This window comes from Bartonella sp. AC70YNML (assembly GCF_042196545.1).
In the GTDB taxonomy this organism is placed as follows: Bacteria; Pseudomonadota; Alphaproteobacteria; order Rhizobiales; family Rhizobiaceae; genus Bartonella.
The window spans coordinates 1-19,330 of the sequence record NZ_JBHIQK010000009.1 but is presented as its reverse complement, the minus strand read 5'-3'; the positions used below and the strand labels follow the sequence as shown (position 1 = coordinate 19,330).

Here is a 19,330-nt window from a genome sequence, read left to right as displayed (position 1 = left end):
CTTAAAGAACTAATCCCCCAATTGCTGAGAATGGCAACACAAAGTGTCGGAAAAATAATCTCAAAAAAACTTGAAGAAAGGCAAACTTTGGAGAGATATAATCTTAAATTTCTTTCACTACCCAAAAATAAAAATACAATAAAATGAGAATAATTGTTAAGATTTAAAAACTCAAAATGTCTTAATAAAAACACAACACTATGAAATAAACTATACAAAAGTTATAATTGCACCATTTCTTCTACAACAAAAACCTAAGGAAATGCTCACTAGCGTATAAGTTAATGTAGGTATCTAATTCTATATAAAAGCTGTAAACTACCTAGTGAAAAAATTGAATAAATTTTCTCGTAAGTTCCTATCATCAATGTTTTCAATTCATCAATAAACCACTCTAAAAGATATCATCTCGAAATAGACCATAAAATGAAAAGATATTTACATCAAAATTACTTGCATAACGCTTTAATATCTTCTGATAAAATTTAAAATACAATAAAACACTCACTTTCCTGAAATTAAAAAACATCAAAATAAAATATTTCATCAAACTCATTTCTATAAAAATAATCTATTTATTATCGTTAAAGAGGATATTTTAGCAAAGCTATTCTTTGCCATTTTTTATATTGAATAACCTTCTCTAAAAATGCTAACCATCCCCCAATATTATTATCATCTGAAAATAATACATTGCTAAGCTAGTTTCTAATGAATATAACTATATCGAGGGTAAAAGAGCAGCACTTTTACTCCCTCACCCCTATTAATATTTTCATTGAACTATTACTTTAAAGATGAATATATTTTACTGTTAGGTCACTTTTTCAAAACTTTTCTATTTTTTATCATTCTGAAGACGTAACATCAAATCTTGTTTTTGTTTCAAAGTATCATTGTCCATAACCTTCTGATACCCTGCTACCATTAAATTGACTAAAAATGAATCACTTCGCGGTGTTGATGAAAAATAGATTCCCTTTGAATCCTGCAATTTGTACCGATAACCTGCTTTAGTCATACACTCATAAATTGCTGCAAATTCACTTGCACGCGAATCCATATTTTCAGAAGAAACGTAGATTGGTTTCCATCCACATTTTAACAGTGCTTGTTGAACCATAGATTTATTGACACCAGGCTTTTCCCCTCATGCCAATATCGATGGGGGAGATTTACTAACACATCCCGCAGAGCTTAAAAAAAATCATAGCACTCAATAATTTCAATATTTTTTTCATTTTCCCCCTCCCTCAATATTTACGAATAAAAAAGCCTATAACTCTGTGCTAATTTTTTCACATGTAAGATTGCTAGTCTATTGAGAAAAACAATCCCGCCCCCCTTGCGAGAACAAAAATATAAGGATTATTGATTACAACAGCATCAATATTTAAGGTTGACATTCGGGCTGCTCTTTGTTCTCTTCACAATGAGGACTATTCAAGCGCCTCTCTACACTTCGCTGAGGAATAACAGCATCAGGCTGACAAATTGGAAGATTTTCATACTTTTCACACCACTTTACCCTTCCCAATTTATCTTGGAAACCTGCTTGTATCATGCATGCATTCACAGACTCCTCTGCATTGAATCTCTCATCAGTACTTGTTTCTGTATCAAAACGACCATCAAGATACTGTATTCCACACTCTAACAGAGCTTTTTTTATCTCAAGTTGATCAGCACCAGACTTTTCCCATGCATCTACAGCTGTTTGAGAAGGCTTTTCTGGATAACATCCAGCCATAACAAATAGGGTCATCCCACTTAATAATTTTAAAATCTGCTTCATTTTCCTATCCTTGAATAATTTGATATTATGAAACAATCCATAAATTACTTTACATGCTGTTTTTTCACTTCCAAAATAACGATGAACATTATCAACCTTCATGGTTATTTATCTCTTTCCGATAATTATGCCACCGATATTATATCAAAAATACAGCAAAATTACTACTTAAATCGTATTCTATCAACGTTATGCATATAATTATTCTCAATATTTTGATTACAACCAAGATAGATATTTTATATTATTGCGCCAACAGTTGTAGTCCCCATAAATAAATAGCATTGACATGCTGAATTAAGCCATCCCCACACGGGCATGAGAAACATGAAGGTAGGGATTGTTGATCGTCACAAACAGCAAGACTTAAGGTTTGCATTCAGGTGCATTTTTATATTTTTTACAAAAAGGGCTGTTTAAGCGCTTCTTGACACTGCGCTGTGGAACAACAGCGCCTGGACGACAAATCGGGAGATCTTCGGCTTTATGATTCTCGCACCAAGTCCCTCCCCCCACTTTATCACGAAATCCCGATTGAACCATACAGGCATCAATAGTTGCCCATGCATTGTAGCTGAGTTTTCTGTTTTCTGGATCGGCATCAATAAGGCTTGGCATACCACATTCTAACAAAGCTTTTCCTACCTCAGTAAAATCAGTAACACCATTTTTCTCCCACGTAGCCACCTCTCCTGGAGGAGGTTTATTAAACTGGCACCCAGCTATACCCAATAGAATTATCGCACTTAATAATTTTAAGGTTTGTTTCATTTTTTCCTCCATGATTTAATTCAAGGCTTTTGTTCTAAATGAGATGTGCCATAAAACTTTTGGCATTTCGGACCCGCATCTCCAAGACAGGTATGGGAGCTTATGGGATTCATGATCACTCTCCACCATTCTGTCCACCAGTTACTACCAGCAGGTGCTGTCTCGTAAGTATAGTCATTGCCGCCAATAATTCTGCTTACAAAGTCAAATCTATGCCCATCAAAACCTGTTTCATGCCTCTGTGAATGACCGCTATGATGGTCTGTCATGCTAACAACCGTCATACTTTCTTCCATTACATTGATATCTTGACCAGAAATCAGATGAGAAGCAATAATCGTAGCATCTCATTGTACATCCATATCAACTTTGCCTGTTACCTCAAGGATAAACGGAATCGTTGTTGTGTGTGTTTCAGAGCTATTGGAAGACTTCTCGTGTAAAAAGCCACTTTCCGATGATTGTTTTTTCTGGTCGTAGTGTTCTTGAGCGCCTTTTATGGTAATATTGAATAATTTTGCACCGAAATACAATTGCGGAGTACATTTTGTCCGCCTCCACTTGTAATAAAAACTACTCTCGTATCAATATTATAAAAAATAAGTTTGATCCTTCCTCTTGTGAGAGCAATAATAATAAGAATCGTAAAACTGTCACACGTTCATTGTTCTTTTTAATTTACTCTTCTATGAGATTTTATTGTAATATCTTGCTGCTGTTTATTAAAGTTTTTATAAAAACAATGATACAATGCCTCATGTAACTTTGTTATCCACTATTTTCTACCAACGCCAATTCTCTTTAAGAAAAAAGAATAGAAAAAAAAACTTCACCCCTTCTTTTCAAGAAAAGACATAAAGAACTTTATCTTCGTTTCTAAAAGCAATAGTAATTTTCTAAACAACAAAATTTAAGCAACCAATTTTTTAAAGAGCTTAAAAAAACAATTCTTACAATAACTTCTCTTGTAAAACAGAACTTCATTAATACGTTTAGAAAAAGATATCTGCCTATAATCTTGTATCTGGTAAAATCTATTTGCGCTGTTAGGCATTTTAACCTGAAAGACTTATATTGATAGCACAGCTCACCATCAAAAAACGCCTAATATTTATATGATTTGGTCGTTACCGTAAGCAATGGCTCACAAAAACTTCCAAAGCAAAATAATAACGAGCAGATTTTTTCAATCTAGATTGTTCTAACCTTTAGAGAATAACAATCAAACACCTGTTTTCCTGATGACATCAGCTATTTGTTTTGAGTTTTATCTCTATTCACATTTTATTGCCGTTTCTTTTGCTTAAAATTATAAAGTTTAAGTACATAGAAACAAACAACAAGCCAAGCAATCCAACTAACACCTATAATTAAAACCGGTCGTGTCTCATCAAAATACCATAAGAGAATAAAAATAAAAACCATAAATAAAATAGAAAAAATCGACCCTATTGGCCAAAATGGAATGGGAAATTTTAAACCATTCTGTGCTTCTTTAGGCATCTTAATTCGCATAGAAAATTGTGAAAGTAGAATCATCATCCAAACAAAAACTGTCGCAAATGTTGCCATTGCGGCAATAAGAAAAAAAAGCTTTTCATGATAAAAATAATTAAGGAGAGCACCAAGAAGAAAGATACCGAAGATCATCAAAATAACAAAAACTGGTATACCATTTTTTGATAAATATTGAAACTTTTTTAAAGCATAACCTTCCTGCGATAAACCATGGATCATACGACAAGCACCATACATTCCACTATTCATTGCTGAAATAGCCGCTGTAACAACAACAATATTTAAAATATTTGCTGCATACGAAATCCCAAGATTTTCAAAAATAGATACAAAAGGGCTATCCATAAGACCAATCTCATTCCAAGGATAAAGAGACATTAAAATAGCTAACGTCATGACGTAAAAAAGCAAAATACGAACTGGAGTAGAATTAATTGCCTTTGAAATCGTTTGATGAGGGTTTTGAACTTCCATAACTGCCATGCCAATAATTTCTATGCCACCAAAAGCAAAAACAACAACACTAAAGCAAGCTAAAAAACCAAACCAACCATTGGGAAAAATACCACCATTTTTCCATAAATTATGAACAGTAACGGTAGAAAAATCTGCACCTTCACCCCACCCCCAAAAAATAATTGCTATTCCTAAAATAATCATCGCAATGATAGCTATAACTTTAATAGAAGAGAGCCAAAACTCTAGTTCACCATAGACTTCTACAGCAGCTAAATTAATGCCTGTGATGATTAATGTAATACTCAGTGCCCATACCCAAGGAGCAACATCAGGATACCAAAAACCCATATAAGTCGCAAAAGCTGTAATATCAGCCAAACCAACAAGAATCATCTCAAATACATATGTCCATCCCGTTAAAAAACCTGCTAATGGTGATATGTAATTTGCCGCATAACGAGCAAAAGAACCAGGCAATGGATTATGAAGTATCATCTCTCCTAGAGCCCGCATAACCATAAAAATAGCTAAACCAGCAATACAATAGGCAATCAAAACACTGGGACCCGCAAGCTTAATTGCCTGTGCAGACCCATAAAAAAGACCTGTTCCAATAGCAGAACCAAGAGCTAAAAAAATAACTTGGCGCTTACTCATACCCCGTTTCAGTTCATTTATTGCCATTTCTTTCCTTACTTTTTGAAATGCTGACAATCCACACCACGATAACAGCCCTATGATAAATAAAGCCTCATGTTTCTTTCACAAATATATTTCAAAAAACATCGAAGACCAGCCAGTCCAACACTTTGCTCTAAACAATGAAAAAATACTTTTATTGCGAATTATTCAGCTTTTATAGCCTACAATTTCGTATTATTTTATTCAAATAAAGTGATAATGAATTTTTTCACAATTGTCATTTAATTCATTTCGTATTCTCTAGTTTTTTACAGAGAAAATTAACCTTAATGTAATCTAAACTTTTAGGCTTCTATTTCGGTGCACTGAAATAGAAGCCTAAAAATTCATAACAAACACATTAACTATGCATAAAATTAATTTTTTGTTACTTTAAGCAAACTTTCTTTGAGCCCATAAAACAAACTTTTTATGCCAATTGAATAGCTCAATCAATGATAATACGAATCTCGCAAGTCTTCAAAAGCATGAGAAAATTTATCTACAACCCATCTTTTAAGGACTCCAGCTGTCTTAACGACAAGCTTTCCAATGAAAAAAAAATATACGATAAAAAGAGCATCTTTGATTATTGGTCCGATGATAGCGTTCTCATTACCTCTGGGAATTTGCCCTGAGATAGCAATAAAATCTTTGTTTTTCGCTGAAATAAGAGGCTCTTTCTCTTGAGCCACTATCATAATGAAAACTTCCTCTGGAAAGCTAGCTCTCCTAAAATTTGCATGAATCTCAAGAATTTGAGAGAAAAAAAGAACTGTTATTGAAACACATAATTTAGCACTTTTAAACATTCTTTTCTCCTTTTTTATTTTAAATATCAAAAATGAACTATAAAATTCATAAAGTATTAAAAATAAGAAGAATATAAAATAAAAATTTTATATTTACTTGATACAATACATATATCATAATTTATATTTATAAAAATATAATATCACGAATATATAATTCGTATATATTATTTAACTTATATTAAAATTTCTGATATAAATCAGAAAATATAGGTGCTTTAATTTTATAGTTTCTATAAAATAACAAAATATCTAGTTAACTACAAAAATCAGATATATACAGTAATAAATATACATTTTATTAAATAATTCAAATATATTATTGCTCCTCTATATTTTCATATGAGAAAGTTTCAAAATTCAATATCCCCCCTTCAGCATTGACCTTAAAACAAATACTATTGAAAACTTAATGAAGGAAAAATTGTTTCTGGTAAAACAGATAATAAATGTCCTTCACGCACAAGTATATGTACTCGATGAAGATCTGGAGCCAGATAGCGATCTTCCTTAAGAGAAGCAACATTTTTTCGTAAACATTCCATAACAGATTGCAAAAAAGTACTTGTTTTTAAAGGTGCACGATATTCAATTCCTTGTGCTGCAACAAGCGTTTCAATGCCAATAAGTGTAAAAAGGTTTTCACTCATGACCAATAACCGACGAGCGCCATGGCAAGCCATTGAAACATGATCTTCTTGATTAGCTGAAGTAGGTGTTGAATCAACGGAAGCAGGATAGGCCATTTGCTTATTTTCAGACATTAAAGCTGCTGCTGTTACTTCAGCGATCATAAAACCTGAATGAAGACCTGGATTATGCGCTAAAAAAGCTGGAAGTCCATAAGAAACAGCTGGATCAACCATAAGAGCAATACGCCGCTGAGAAATAGATCCTATTTCACACAAAGCAAGAGCGATCTGATCAGCAGCAAATGCTACAGGTTCTGCATGGAAATTCCCACCTGATACAACCTCACCATTCCTTAAAATCAAAGGATTATCTGTAACAGCATTTGCTTCAATAATAAGTGTTTTTGCTGCGGCTAACAAAATATCAAAACATGCCCCCATCACCTGTGGCTGGCAACGTATACAGTAAGGATCTTGTACACGCTCATCACCCCGTAGATGTGCTGCACGAATTTCTGAATTCTCTACAAGTTTTTCTAATGTTTTCGATACGGCAATCTGCCCATAATGTCCTCGTAAAATATGGATATCAGGATGAAATGGCGCCGTTGACCCCATGAGGGCGTCTGTTGTCAAAGCTCCTGCCAGCAATCCACCACACAATGCCCGATAACCTCGAAAAAGACCGGCAAGTGCAAGGGCTGTTGAGGTTTGAGTCCCATTAATAAGAGCGAGACCTTCCTTTGCCTTTAAAATAATAGGCGACAATCCCGCTTTTTCTAACGCAGCTGCTCCACTCATACGAATATTTTTAAAAAATGCTTCTCCCTCTCCCATCATAACAGCCGCCATGTGAGCAAGTGGGGCGAGATCACCGGAAGCACCAACAGACCCTTTTTCAGGGATGACAGGAATGACGCCCTTTGCAAGCATATTTTCCAGCAAATTTATCAATTCTAGACGAACCCCTGAAGCCCCTCTTCCTAAAGAGATAAGCTTTAAGCTCATTATCAAACGCACAATATTTTCTGCTAAAGGTTCTCCCACCCCACAACAATGGGACAAAATAAGATTTCTCTGTAAAACAGCAACATTGTCCGTATCAATTTTAATGGAAGCCAATTTCCCAAAACCAGTATTAACACCATACACTGGCTTACTTCCAGCAGCAATTTCAGAAATGCGCTGCGCTCCTTTCTCGATAGCTAAATGCGTATTATTATGAAGTTTACCCACTTCTCCATTAAAATAAATATCTTTAAGTTCACTAAGCGTTACCTCGCCCGGTTTTAGTGTAATCATCATGATTTTCTTTCTTCGTTCATTAAAGTACAATGCTTAACATTATTGATCTTTCTATAAAACAAAAAAAACTATAACGACTCTTTAAAGCGATAATGCTTTCTTAAAGGTATTCCTTACAATGGAGTCATTATCCAAAAGTAGAATAGTTGACGATAAATGAAAATGAAATATTGACAAGCACAACCAAAGTAATGGATTTCAAAAATAGATAACACTTTAATTTATAATCATAATCTAGCATGCTGCATATTAAATGAGAGAGCTGAATATCTTAAAACTCTCTCATTCCAAATCTGTGTATGTTGAATAAATCAAAACCATTCGCTTGCACGTAATAAGCGAGATTGGCGTATGGATAAAACTGTAAAAAAGGACTAAAAACTCCTCTTATGAACCGTGTCAAGGGCTGTCGCAACATTGGGAGATGAAAGTGTGGATGGTGCAGGCTTATTCTTTTATGAAGCGTAAAGATGGAAAACTCAATGGATTTATTATCAAGCTATTCTTACTAAACTTATAAAAACCTTAAATAGATAGCTGTCACAATCTATCATGATTGCAAAAATCAAACTCTATAGAAAATTAAAAACTTATTCAATACATCACAACAGAGAAGAAATTGAGCTTATTTGCCACTTCTAAAATTGTATTTAAAGCGCCAGATTAAACCTTGAAAAATACATCTTCAATAAAACCACATAAGACTCGGCCTAACCCGTTATTTAAAATAGAAAATAAAAGAAGTTTTCTTATATCAAAAAAAATAATTAATATATTGTTTTATATTATATCTTTTAAAAAGAGAAATGCTTCATATAGCATATTTATATTTTACTTTTTTGTTATACTGAATCTAAATTTAGAGATAATTTCAAAATGAGTTGTTTTTTTAAGGTTCTTCCAAGCCATTACTTTTTTACTACAAATTTCTGATTATGATAATTTTTTGTACTTTTTCAGTTATTTTTGTCAAAATTTATTAAAAACACTCTCATTTAATAATAAAAAGCAATCATAAAAACAAAGAATTATCAAACATTTCTATTCAATCTACCTCTTTCCATTTTATAAAATAATCTGTTGTTAAACTGCAGTAAAGAAAGCGCTTCGATGCTATAATGCAGAGCATAAGTTTTCTATTTAAACTCTCTCATATTAAATGAACAATGAAAATCAGCGGTAATAAGATGTCAATGTGAATGCTGAAGAAGAAAAAACCTTTCTCCCTCAAAGTCTGCCTTAATAATGCGTTAATTTTCTGAATACCGCCCACTCTGATGTGCTAAAAGAGCAAAAGCAATCATCGATATCGGATTATCCTGCATACATATAGAGCTCACTTCGATACAAAATCTCCAAATTGCCTTGCACTTCATATTTCTTTATCAATGCGACCAATTGCCGCAAATATTCTTTTCCATGGCTCGCAATAGCGCGTTGCGCTTGCGTTGAAGAGCGGCTCATTCCAATAAAAGATTCAGACGAGATCATCATCGTCCAATTATGCGTATGGAAAGAAATTTTTTCTGCTTTTACCCCAAAGCCATCACTCATTTCCTGTAAAAAATCAAAATTACGATAATAACGGGAATAATTTGGACTCATCTTCTCTAACAATGTCTCATAAGCCTCTAGAAATTCGCTATGCTTGAAATCACGATTATTTTGAATAACCGCCATGACACCATTGACCCGAAGTTGATCTGAAATAACGCAAAGCAATTTAGGGCGATCCATCCATTGAAATGCCTGCGCTGCAACGATAAGATCTACCTTGCCTATTTGAGGCAATAGATCTTCGGCTCGGCCCTGATACCAACGCACGTTCGGAAATTTTCTTCGTCCCTGCTTAATCATATCTTCCGATACATCAATAGCATGATATTGGTGCTCGTTGCCTAAAAATTTAACAATCCCCTCTAATGCGATGCCTGTCCCAGCGCCTACATCCACGATGGACAAATTCTTTTTGTTCTTAAAAGGAAAGAGCATGGTCTTAAATAAAGTAAGGGGATAGCGAGGACGATAGCGATTATAATCATCAGCCAATCCGTCAAATTTTTCACTTTGCTGTTGGACACTTTCTATCATAGAACTTTGTCTCTCCTTACAGTTGCTGATATACATAATTAAAAAGTATTTTTATCCAATACGTTAAGCATAACTTCTAAAGGAAGAAAATAAGAACTGCCCTTACCTTCTATTTTTCTATAAAATTGATCCTTACATTTTTCTCTTTTCCAATTATTATCTGCACGTTGCGAAATCCAAAACTCCTACGAAAATAATATAATTTTCTGTAATAATAATTGATATAAATATTATTGATCTTTTATAAGATGACATCTATATTACTATTATTATTTTAATATCAACAAGTCACTTAAGCGTACCTAAAACGCATAGAGATATCAATTTATTGATAAATACGCCTGTTTATAAATTTCAAAATACTTTCCACCAAGAAAAAAGACTCTATATAATACATAAAATATCTGTGGAGACATCTTTATGTTAAATGTACAAACTTCTTCAATGTTTAGAATATTAAAACGATTTTCAATTATTATTTTTTTGGTATGGTTAGTGCCATTTTTAAGTGGTTGCGGATTCAATGCGATACCAACAAATGAAGAAAAAGCACACGCCGCATGGAGTGAAGTGCTCAATCAATATCAACGTCGTACAGACCTCATCCCTAATCTTGTAGAAACAGTTAAAGCTTACGCAGCTCATGAACAAAGCGTTTTCACAAATGTAATTGAAGCACGTGCTAAAGCAACGCAAGTCAATATTAATGCAGATATGTTGAATAATCCAGAAATTATGCAGCAATATCTCAAAAATCAAGCAAACTTATCAAGTGCACTTTCGCGGCTTATGGCTGTTGTTGAAAACTATCCGGATCTTAAAGCAAACCAAAACTTTCTTGCTCTTCAGTCACAATTAGAAGGAACAGAAAACCGTATTTCCGTTGCGCGCCGCGATTATATTGAAACAGTACGTGCCTACAATACTGCACTCAAAACAATGCCGACGATGATTTGGGCAAAGTTATGGTTTCGCGATGCTAAACCCATGCCAACTTTTACCATCGATACAGATAGCCAACAAACACCAAAGGTTAATTTTAATTAATGAAACTATTTCGATACTCTTTGCAACGTATTGTATTTCCAAAATTATGGGCTTTTATCTGCTCTCTGTATTTAGTTGCTGCATTGGGAAGTATCGCTTGTTCGCAAATAAAATTTCCTCATTTAACAGGGTATGTTAATGATGTAGCTCATTTGCTCGATAATGCAACCAAGGAAGACTTGATAAAAAAACTGGCAGCACTCGAAGAGAAAACGGGAGATCAAATTGTTCTTGTCACACTCCCTACTCTTTCGGGCAATGATATAGAAACATACAGCAATTCTCTTTTTCGTACATGGGGATTAGGCCAAAAGAAGATCAATAATGGTGTATTACTGGTCATTGCACCAAATGAACGCACAGCACGTATCGAAGTAGGCTACGGTCTGGAAGGAGAACTAACAGATGCCATTTCTTCTGTCATCATTAATAGCTTCATGATTCCTAATTTTCGTGAAGGAAATTATCAAAAAGGGATTGTCGAAGCGGTTCATGCAATTATCAAAGTAATCACACAAAGTGATGCTGATTTTTCTTTTCGAATCAATCAAAAAGCTAAAGCTGTTGAAGAACAACGTAAACAAGCTGAAAAAGAAGAAATGATTATCAATACAATCATGTTTTTCATTCTCTTTATAGTCGTTGGTTTGCCCATTCTTGCAATGATTTTTGGTAAAAAAGTAGGCCCACAAAAGTATCTTTGGATGGGGATTATCTTCACACCTTGGTTTCTTAACTTAAGTGCCGGTGGCAGATATCCTGGTGGAAAGTTCGGAGGTCCTCGAGGTGGAGGGGGATTTAGGGGTGGTGGTGGATCATCAGGTGGTGGCGGTGCAACAGGAAGATGGTAAAACGAGCATATAACAATTTTTTTATAAAATTCATTGCACTTCTTATAAACTATCTCTTAATTTTATTCTTTTTTTATTTTTCTGATTACAATATAAACTCAAACATCAAGATAAATATTACTAATGACATTTGAATTGAAACATACGGATCGTAATCACTTATCACATCATTTTAATGCAATTCTAGGCAATCCACCAGTTGAATGGAAGATAAGTGATCATCTAGTTGAGTATCCTGAAGCTCTGCGTTATATGCAAGAACGTGTAGAAAAAATTCTTGCAAAAACCGCACATGAACAAGTTTGGCTTCTTGAACACCCTTCCCTTTATACAGCGGGGACGAGTGCCAACAAAAAAGATCTTTTAGCACCCCATTTATTCCCTGTTTATGAAGCAGGACGTGGAGGTGAATTTACATATCACGGTCCAGGACAACGTATTGCTTATATCATGCTTGATCTTAAACGCCGAAAACAAGACATTCGTGCTTTCATTAGTGCATTAGAAGAATGGATCATACAGATGCTTGCAAATTTTAATATTAAAGGCGAACGACGAGAAGATCGCGTTGGTGTCTGGATTAAACAGCCTCATTGCCCATCAAAACAAAATGATCTTTCTTCTGAAAATAAAATTGCAGCTATTGGCATTCGAGTGCGCAAATGGATAAGCTTTCATGGAGTTTCTATCAATGTTAATCCTAATTTAGCCCATTATTCAGGAATTGTTCCTTGTGGAATTACAAACCATGGTGTAACAAGCTTTCTTGATCTAGGGTACTCTGTAACAATGTATGATATTGATATCGCTCTCAAACACGCTTTTGAAGAAATTTTTGGTCCAACAATTGATGTTTCCTAAGTGCATTGATTTTTAAATAAAAAACAGGCATAAAATTTATTTTAATAAATATTTTATGAGGTGGATAGTTAAACGCTATGAGCGATAACAACAAGGATCTTTTTAGTGTTTTAAATAAAGCCCAATCTCGGGTAAATACAAAAGAAAGCACTCTGCAGTCTCCAATGAAATCAAAAGCGGTGATTTCAAAAAAAAGTGCGAAAGATATGCAAGAAGATGACTATAATGCTCTCTCTATTCGAGTACTTGAGGGGTTAGAGCCCGTACGTTTACGCCCTGGAATGTATATTGGTGGAACAGACAGTAAAGCACTTCATCATTTATTTGCCGAAATTATTGATAACGCGATGGATGAAGCTGTTGCGGGTTATGCAGATTCTATTGAAGTCTCATTAGATAGGAACGGTTATATAACCGTTACAGATAATGGACGCGGTATTCCTGTCGAAAATCATCCTCAAATGCCCGAGAAATCTACTCTTGAAGTTATTATGACACAACTCCACTCAGGCGGAAAATTTGATGGAAAAGCTTATCAAACTGCTGGTGGACTTCATGGAGTAGGAATTTCTGTCGTCAATGCTCTTTCTGATGATATGGAAGTTGAAGTTGCACGAGAACGAAAACTGTACCGCCAACGTTTCTCACGCGGTATTCCTCAATCTGGATTGGAAGATCTGGGAGATGTTTATAATCGTCGTGGTACGCGCGTTCGTTTTCATCCTGATCATGAAATTTTTGGTGAAAAAGCAGCTTTTGATCCAGAAAAAATCTATAAGATGACATGCTCCAAAGCCTATCTTTTTGGTGGCGTAAAAATTCGCTGGTGTTGTGATCCCGTCATACTTGAAGGCACAAAAAATATTCCTGAAAAAGCTGTTTTTCATTTTCCCGATGGGCTTAAAGACTATTTACTTGCGTCACTAAAAGATGAATATCGAGTAACGTCAGAAATTTTTTCTGGCAAAACACAACAAAATAACGGCCATGGCTGCGTTGAATGGGCGATCGCTTGGCATGGTGGTGATTCTTGTGTGCAATCTTACTGCAATACGATTCCTACAGGAGAAGGCGGAACACACGAAATAGGATTACGCCAAGCTCTTTTGCGTGGATTGAAATCCTACGCTGAGTTAATAGGAAACAAGCGCGCAGCAATTATTACGTCTGACGATATTATGATTTCAACAGCCGCAATACTTTCAGTCTTTATCAGTAACCCTGAATTTGTTGGACAAACAAAAGATCGATTAGCAACCATTGAAGCACAGCGTATCGTTGAGAATGCAATCCGCGATCCTTTTGATCATTGGTTAGCAAATTCCCCACAAGAAGCAACAAAACTTCTCGATTGGGTTATCGAACGTGCTGAAGAACGTGTTAGACGACGCCAAGATAGAGAAATAAGTCGAAAAACTGCTGTCCGTAAATTACGTCTGCCCGGTAAACTTGCAGATTGTAGCCAGAACCATGCTTTGGGTGCTGAACTATTCATTGTTGAAGGGGATTCTGCAGGAGGATCTGCTAAACAAGCAAGAAATAGAGCAAACCAAGCAATTTTACCTCTTCGTGGTAAAATCTTAAATGTCGCTAGTGCTGCACATGAAAAAATGAACTCAAGCCAAACAATTAGCGATCTTATCCGTGCTCTTGGATGTGGAACACGCTCCAAGTATCGTGAAAAAGATCTCAGATATGAACGTATTATCATCATGACAGATGCTGATGTTGATGGTGCTCATATTGCGTCACTGCTCATTACCTTCTTCTTTCAAGAAATGCCTGACCTTATTCATCAGGGACATTTATATCTTGCCGTCCCTCCCCTTTATAGAATATCGCAAGGAGGAAAAGTTGCTTATGCTCGTGACGACATTCATAAGGATGAATTGCTCAAAACTGAATTTACTGGAAAAGCTAAAATCGAAATCGGGCGTTTTAAAGGGCTGGGTGAAATGCGCGCAGAACAACTTAAAGAAACGACTATGCATCCTCAAAAACGTACATTGCTTCGTGTTTCTATTGATGCCGTGGAAATACAAGAAACGAAAAAGACTGTAGAAAGTCTCATGGGAACAAAACCAGAAGCACGATTTCGTTTCATACAAGAAAACTCTACTTTTGCTTCTAATCTAGACATCTAATATAAAAAATATCCCTTTCAAACCACTGCGGCTGCGTCAATCACGCGCAGTTGCGGATTGATCGTTCCATTCCAATAATTCAAACTAAGATGACCAGCTAAATGAATCATTTCACCAATATTTTCAAAAAGAAAATCACCAAGTGATGTCCCTACAGCACGAAAAGCTATTCCTTGTAGTTTTTTTCCTTCAACATTAGATACAATGAGGCGAAGATGTCCTTTACCAACTTCAGATAGATTCACCAGTCGATGAGAGGGAAGAACAAAAACAGGTGTTGCATTCCCTGCCCCAAATGGCCCTGCTTTTTCAAGCAATTCAAACAGCGCTTCATTAACACCGGAAGCAGAAAGAGAACCATCTATACTAAGAGATTTTTTTGCACGCAACTGTGAAACCATTAAAGAAACTTTTTCTTCTAGCCATTTTCGAAAAATTTCAATTTTTGTTGATTGAATTGTAATTCCTGCTGCCATACTGTGTCCCCCTCCTTTTTCTAATAAATTTAATGTAACAGCTTCACGAACGAGTGCTCCTAAATCTATACCATTAATTGAGCGTCCCGACCCTACGCCATTTCCATCTTCTTTCAAAGCAATAGCAAAAACAGGACAAAAAAAACGCTCTTTGAGACGGGAAGCAAGAATACCAATAATTCCTGGATGCCATTCTTTATGAGAAATTACAAGCGACAATGGTATTTCTTGATCTTGATAAAGAGAAGTAATATAAGATTCCGCTTGTGCTAATTGAATGTTCTCCATTTCTTGGCGTTCTTGATTAAGCCGATCTAATTGTTCTGCTATTCTGTCCGCTTCATCTTTATTCTCACAACTAAGCAAACGTGCTCCCAAAGCTTGATCACCAATGCGCCCTCCTGCATTAATTCTAGGACCTAATAAAAAACCTAAATGAAAACTATTAAGCGGCTCCCCTATTCGTGCAACCTTTGTTAAAGCTGTTATTCCTAGATTATGCATAGAACGAGCAACTTGCAGCCCTTTTATCACAAAAGCACGGTTAACCCCCTGTAATGGAACAACATCACATATGGTTGCCAATGCAACAAGATCAAGCATACTGAGAAGATCAGGCAGTTTCCCTTTGAATTGTTTTTTCCGCAGTAAATGATGAACCCAAGCTAATGTAACAAAGACAACACCCGCTGCACATAAATGACCCTGTTCAGAAAAATCATCAGGACGATTAGGATTAACAAGAGCAATAGCTTCTTGATGAATCTCTGACATTTGATGATGATCTAAAATCACAACATCAGCCCCAGCAAGCCTAGCTGCTTTTACGGCATCTGGACTGTTTGCGCCACAATCAACAGTGATAATTAACCGAGCGCCTTCTTGCACAAGCATCCTCATTGCTTGTTCATTCGGACCATAGCCTTCAACAATGCGATCAGGAATATAAATTTTGACTTCAATACCAAAATAACGAAAAAAACGCGCTATGAGTGCCGATGAACAAGCACCATCAACATCATAATCACCAAACACAGCAACCTGTTCTTGATTGAGAAGAGCCTTAACAATACGCTCTGCAGCGCATTGCATATCCCTAAAACTTTCTGGATCAGGCATAAGCGTACGTAATGTTGGATTAATAAAAGCAACAGCCTCAGCTTCATCCACATCTCTTGCTGAAAGTACTCGAGCTAGCTGATCTGGAAAACCAAATTTTTGAGAAATAGCGCGCGCATTATTTATCCCTTGAACATCAAGGGCATCTAACCAAGCTTGACCACAAGCAGAAGATTCAACATTGAGAAAATAACGAGACCACTGCATTATTACTTATTTTATAATGAAGAACGATAAAATACAATCATGCGTTAAAGATAAAATAGTCTTTTGCAACATTCATTTTAAATTTAAATGATCCACAAACTTCTTTAATGCGGTATTATAATACCGCTCTCATAACATGCTGTTTTATAAAGTTTTTATTTTCTCTTGACGTCAATCAAAAGACATTATATCAGAGCAAATAGTATGCGTTAAATATTTCGCTATGGTAACAATTTTCAACGCAAAACAGTAAAAATTCCCTTATATTAAAAGGGTTCTAATAAAGGATACTTCTATGGCAACTTTTTCACAAAAGCCAACTGAAGTGGTGAAAAAATGGGTTATTATTGACGCAGAAAACCTTGTTTTAGGTCGTCTTGCCACATTTGTTGCGAACCGCTTACGTGGCAAACATAAAGCTACATTTACTCCACATGTTGATGATGGTGACAACGTTATTGTCATTAATGCAGATAAAATAGCTCTCACTGGCAAAAAATATACAGATAAAAAATATTATTGGCATACCGGCTATATTGGTGGAATAAAACAACGTACAGCACGTCAACTTCTTGAGGGGCGTTTTCCCGAACGCGTTATTGAAAAAGCGGTAGAACGTATGATTCCTCGTGGGCCTCTTGGTCGCCGTCAATTGAAGAATCTGCGTGTTTATGCTGGAAACCAACATCCACATGAAGCACAACAGCCTGAATCTCTTGACGTTGGTGCTTTAAACCGCAAAAACAAAAGGATTGCTTGATTATGGCTGAAATTAATTCTCTTTCTGAGCTTAGCATAGTAACAAGTATTACAGAAACACATGAAAATGTTGTTCCTGTTCACGTGCAAAAGCTTGATTCACAAGGACGTGCTTACGCAACAGGAAAGCGTAAAGACGCTGTTGCACGTGTATGGATTAAACCAGGTTCTGGAAAAATCACGATCAACAATAAGGAATTTGACAAATATTTTGCTCGTCCTGTTCTTAGAATGATTCTTCGTCAACCAATTGTTGCAACAAATAGGGATACCCAATTTGATATTATTGCAACCGTTGCAGGCGGTGGTCTTTCCGGACAAGCCGGTGCAGTGCGCCATGGCATTTCCAAAGCTTTAACCTATTACGAACCAGAACTTCGCTCAATCTTGAAAAAAGGTGGGTTTCTTACCCGTGATAGCCGTGTTGTTGAACGTAAAAAGTACGGTAAAGCAAAAGCACGTCGTTCTTTCCAATTCTCAAAGCGTTAATTTCAATTTTTGCAATGCATAAAGCCTCGGACAAAAACGGGGCTTTTTCCCCTACTAAAACAAACTTTTAGATGAATGTAGGAACAAATCTATACCGATTAGAAAAAACAAGAATGCAAAACAACTTCTTCTCTTAAGATAAAAGGCAAGAAAAATAAACCGAAAAAATTCAAAACTTCAGTTTCAATTTTTAAAATCTGTTTTACTAACTTGTAATATATCCACGTGCTGAAGCACAAAAATATTTACGCGACAACTTTAGCAATCTTATAAGCTTTTCAATGCTTTTTCTATCACCACTTAACAAGCTTTAGTCCAAGAAATGCTTTACCATTGTGATAAAATGAGGGACAGAAATAGGCTTTGACATATATTCTTCACATCCACTGGCACGAATTCGCTCCTCATCGCCTTTCATAGCAAAAGCTGTTACAGCAACAACGGGGATTGATCGAAGTTTTTCATCTTCTTTTAATTGTTTAATAACATCTATTCCAGAGACCTCTGGCAACTGGATATCCACAAGGATAAGAGATGGCATTGATGAACGCGCCAAATCTAATGCCATAAGACCATTACGCGTTTCAACGGTTTCATAACCACTCGCTTCTACAAGATCGCGAAATAACTTCATATTAAGCTCATTATCTTCCACGATCATGACTTTTTTTGACATTCGTATAACTCCACCCTTCTCAGATAAAATAGAGAAATAGAAATGAATTCACATTCTCTTTGCTTAAGATAAAATGATAAAATGAATTGTAAACCACAAAGAGATTAAAAGATTCCAATAAAAGCATTTTTGCAAATATTTGTAAGACGCATCGCTATACTTATTCAGTTCATCAACATAAAACCCACAAATAGTCGTAAGATTGTGTGACCTTGTATTTTTTGAGTTGATATACAAAGTTTATGGATATCTCAATTAATGCATTCGCGTTTTCATCATAAAAAAATATCAACCACAAACTTAGCTAAAATGCGCATTTTGAAGAGGAAAAAATTTAAGTAAATTTAAAAAGCAACTGATTAGCTGAATTTAATGCACCATATACTGGCATCCACAAAACAATATCTTGATGATATAAAAGGATAAACTTATCAATGTCATTAAGATTAAAAAAAATAAATAAACCGTGATTAATTATCACGATTTATTTAATATAAAACATTCAATAACAGAATAATATATAAGTTTTATGTAAAAATAACTTGCTGTATTTATACAGCTTTTTTACAGTGAGGGACGCGTAAATAAAAGTTAGGGAATAGGATTTTTAACATTTCTCTATAAAGCACGCTTCGCA

At 35.4% G+C, this 19,330-nt stretch carries 16 protein-coding genes and 1 pseudogene; 7 read left to right on the top strand and 10 right to left on the bottom strand.

Going from position 1 to position 19,330, the window contains the following annotated elements:
• Positions 1 to 838: 838 nt before the first annotated feature.
• The 8 genes and pseudogenes from ACFIMU_RS06820 to ACFIMU_RS06785 all read right to left on the bottom strand — a co-directional run bounded on the left by ACFIMU_RS06820 (position 839) and on the right by ACFIMU_RS06785 (position 10,064).
• Positions 839 to 1,123: a hypothetical protein gene (locus tag ACFIMU_RS06820; RefSeq protein WP_375608699.1), complete on the bottom strand. Its 285-nt coding sequence runs from the start codon at positions 1,121 to 1,123 to the stop codon at positions 839 to 841.
• 270 nt (positions 1,124 to 1,393) lie between these two features.
• Positions 1,394 to 1,795: a hypothetical protein gene (locus ACFIMU_RS06815; RefSeq protein ID WP_375606682.1), complete on the bottom strand. Its 402-nt coding sequence runs from the start codon at positions 1,793 to 1,795 to the stop codon at positions 1,394 to 1,396.
• A gap of 366 nt (positions 1,796 to 2,161) precedes the next feature.
• Positions 2,162 to 2,566 (bottom strand): hypothetical protein, encoded by a 405-nt coding sequence (locus ACFIMU_RS06810; protein WP_375606683.1) that lies wholly within the window; start codon positions 2,564 to 2,566, stop codon positions 2,162 to 2,164.
• Positions 2,567 to 2,586: 20 nt separating this feature from the next.
• Positions 2,587 to 3,075: pseudogene (locus ACFIMU_RS08820) on the bottom strand (hypothetical protein); the annotation flags it as partial.
• A 775-nt stretch (positions 3,076 to 3,850) separates the two neighbouring features.
• On the bottom strand, positions 3,851 to 5,227 hold the full coding sequence (locus tag ACFIMU_RS06800) for an amino acid permease (RefSeq protein ID WP_375606685.1): 1,377 nt from the start codon (positions 5,225 to 5,227) through the stop codon (positions 3,851 to 3,853).
• Between the two features lie 449 nt (positions 5,228 to 5,676).
• A complete protein-coding gene (locus ACFIMU_RS06795) occupies positions 5,677 to 6,036 on the bottom strand; it encodes a hypothetical protein (RefSeq protein ID WP_375609454.1) in 360 nt (119 codons plus the stop codon).
• Positions 6,037 to 6,434: 398 nt separating this feature from the next.
• The gene (gene hutH, locus ACFIMU_RS06790) at positions 6,435 to 7,973 is read right to left on the bottom strand and encodes a histidine ammonia-lyase (protein WP_375608697.1); all 1,539 of its coding nucleotides are present in this window, start codon (positions 7,971 to 7,973) and stop codon (positions 6,435 to 6,437) included.
• A gap of 1,314 nt (positions 7,974 to 9,287) precedes the next feature.
• Positions 9,288 to 10,064 (bottom strand): class I SAM-dependent methyltransferase, encoded by a 777-nt coding sequence (locus tag ACFIMU_RS06785; protein ID WP_375608696.1) that lies wholly within the window; start codon positions 10,062 to 10,064, stop codon positions 9,288 to 9,290.
• A gap of 420 nt (positions 10,065 to 10,484) precedes the next feature.
• On the opposite strand from ACFIMU_RS06785, the gene ACFIMU_RS06780 reads away from it, so the two are divergent.
• The 4 genes from ACFIMU_RS06780 to parE all read left to right on the top strand — a co-directional run bounded on the left by ACFIMU_RS06780 (position 10,485) and on the right by parE (position 14,967).
• Entirely contained in the window at positions 10,485 to 11,111 is a 627-nt protein-coding gene (locus tag ACFIMU_RS06780) for a LemA family protein (protein ID WP_375606689.1), read from the top strand.
• Positions 11,111 to 11,962, top strand: a complete 852-nt coding sequence (locus ACFIMU_RS06775) for a TPM domain-containing protein (RefSeq protein ID WP_375606690.1) — start codon at positions 11,111 to 11,113, stop codon at positions 11,960 to 11,962. The genes ACFIMU_RS06780 and ACFIMU_RS06775 overlap by 1 nt, the downstream gene beginning before the upstream one ends.
• A gap of 123 nt (positions 11,963 to 12,085) precedes the next feature.
• Positions 12,086 to 12,823, top strand: a complete 738-nt coding sequence (gene lipB / locus ACFIMU_RS06770; RefSeq protein ID WP_375606691.1) for a lipoyl(octanoyl) transferase LipB — start codon at positions 12,086 to 12,088, stop codon at positions 12,821 to 12,823.
• Positions 12,824 to 12,900: 77 nt separating this feature from the next.
• A complete protein-coding gene (gene parE, locus ACFIMU_RS06765; RefSeq protein WP_375696926.1) occupies positions 12,901 to 14,967 on the top strand; it encodes a DNA topoisomerase IV subunit B in 2,067 nt (688 codons plus the stop codon).
• Positions 14,968 to 14,984: 17 nt separating this feature from the next.
• On the opposite strand, the gene recJ is transcribed toward parE, so the two are convergent.
• Positions 14,985 to 16,769, bottom strand: coding sequence for a single-stranded-DNA-specific exonuclease RecJ (recJ, locus tag ACFIMU_RS06760; RefSeq protein WP_375609452.1), 1,785 nt, complete (start codon positions 16,767 to 16,769; stop codon positions 14,985 to 14,987).
• 295 nt (positions 16,770 to 17,064) lie between these two features.
• On the opposite strand from recJ, the gene rplM reads away from it, so the two are divergent.
• The 3 genes from rplM to ACFIMU_RS06745 all read left to right on the top strand — a co-directional run bounded on the left by rplM (position 17,065) and on the right by ACFIMU_RS06745 (position 18,249).
• Positions 17,065 to 17,529 (top strand): 50S ribosomal protein L13, encoded by a 465-nt coding sequence (gene rplM / locus ACFIMU_RS06755; protein WP_375606694.1) that lies wholly within the window; start codon positions 17,065 to 17,067, stop codon positions 17,527 to 17,529.
• Positions 17,530 to 17,531: 2 nt separating this feature from the next.
• Entirely contained in the window at positions 17,532 to 18,017 is a 486-nt protein-coding gene (gene rpsI / locus ACFIMU_RS06750) for a 30S ribosomal protein S9 (RefSeq protein WP_015856545.1), read from the top strand.
• Positions 18,018 to 18,171: 154 nt separating this feature from the next.
• Positions 18,172 to 18,249, top strand: coding sequence for a hypothetical protein (locus ACFIMU_RS06745; RefSeq protein WP_375608704.1), 78 nt, complete (start codon positions 18,172 to 18,174; stop codon positions 18,247 to 18,249).
• 78 nt (positions 18,250 to 18,327) lie between these two features.
• Here the strand turns inward: ACFIMU_RS06745 and ACFIMU_RS06740 are convergent, their stop codons facing one another.
• Positions 18,328 to 18,693, bottom strand: a complete 366-nt coding sequence (locus ACFIMU_RS06740) for a response regulator (protein ID WP_345096953.1) — start codon at positions 18,691 to 18,693, stop codon at positions 18,328 to 18,330.
• Positions 18,694 to 19,330 lie beyond the last annotated feature (637 nt).

Excerpts from the sequence above, each read along its gene's own strand:
- ACFIMU_RS06820 (WP_375608699.1), bottom strand. The coding sequence starts at position 1,123 with ATGGTTCAACAAGCACTGTTAAAATGTGGATGGAAACCAATCTACGTT.
- ACFIMU_RS06815 (WP_375606682.1), bottom strand. The coding sequence starts at position 1,795 with ATGAAGCAGATTTTAAAATTATTAAGTGGGATGACCCTATTTGTTATG.
- ACFIMU_RS06810 (WP_375606683.1), bottom strand. The coding sequence starts at position 2,566 with ATGAAACAAACCTTAAAATTATTAAGTGCGATAATTCTATTGGGTATA.
- ACFIMU_RS06800 (WP_375606685.1), bottom strand. The coding sequence starts at position 5,227 with ATGGCAATAAATGAACTGAAACGGGGTATGAGTAAGCGCCAAGTTATT.
- ACFIMU_RS06795 (WP_375609454.1), bottom strand. The coding sequence starts at position 6,036 with ATGTTTAAAAGTGCTAAATTATGTGTTTCAATAACAGTTCTTTTTTTC.
- hutH (WP_375608697.1), bottom strand. The coding sequence starts at position 7,973 with ATGATGATTACACTAAAACCGGGCGAGGTAACGCTTAGTGAACTTAAA.
- ACFIMU_RS06785 (WP_375608696.1), bottom strand. The coding sequence starts at position 10,064 with ATGATAGAAAGTGTCCAACAGCAAAGTGAAAAATTTGACGGATTGGCT.
- ACFIMU_RS06780 (WP_375606689.1), top strand. The coding sequence starts at position 10,485 with ATGTTAAATGTACAAACTTCTTCAATGTTTAGAATATTAAAACGATTT.
- ACFIMU_RS06775 (WP_375606690.1), top strand. The coding sequence starts at position 11,111 with ATGAAACTATTTCGATACTCTTTGCAACGTATTGTATTTCCAAAATTA.
- lipB (WP_375606691.1), top strand. The coding sequence starts at position 12,086 with ATGACATTTGAATTGAAACATACGGATCGTAATCACTTATCACATCAT.
- parE (WP_375696926.1), top strand. The coding sequence starts at position 12,901 with ATGAGCGATAACAACAAGGATCTTTTTAGTGTTTTAAATAAAGCCCAA.
- recJ (WP_375609452.1), bottom strand. The coding sequence starts at position 16,769 with ATGCAGTGGTCTCGTTATTTTCTCAATGTTGAATCTTCTGCTTGTGGT.
- rplM (WP_375606694.1), top strand. The coding sequence starts at position 17,065 with ATGGCAACTTTTTCACAAAAGCCAACTGAAGTGGTGAAAAAATGGGTT.
- rpsI (WP_015856545.1), top strand. The coding sequence starts at position 17,532 with ATGGCTGAAATTAATTCTCTTTCTGAGCTTAGCATAGTAACAAGTATT.
- ACFIMU_RS06740 (WP_345096953.1), bottom strand. The coding sequence starts at position 18,693 with ATGTCAAAAAAAGTCATGATCGTGGAAGATAATGAGCTTAATATGAAG.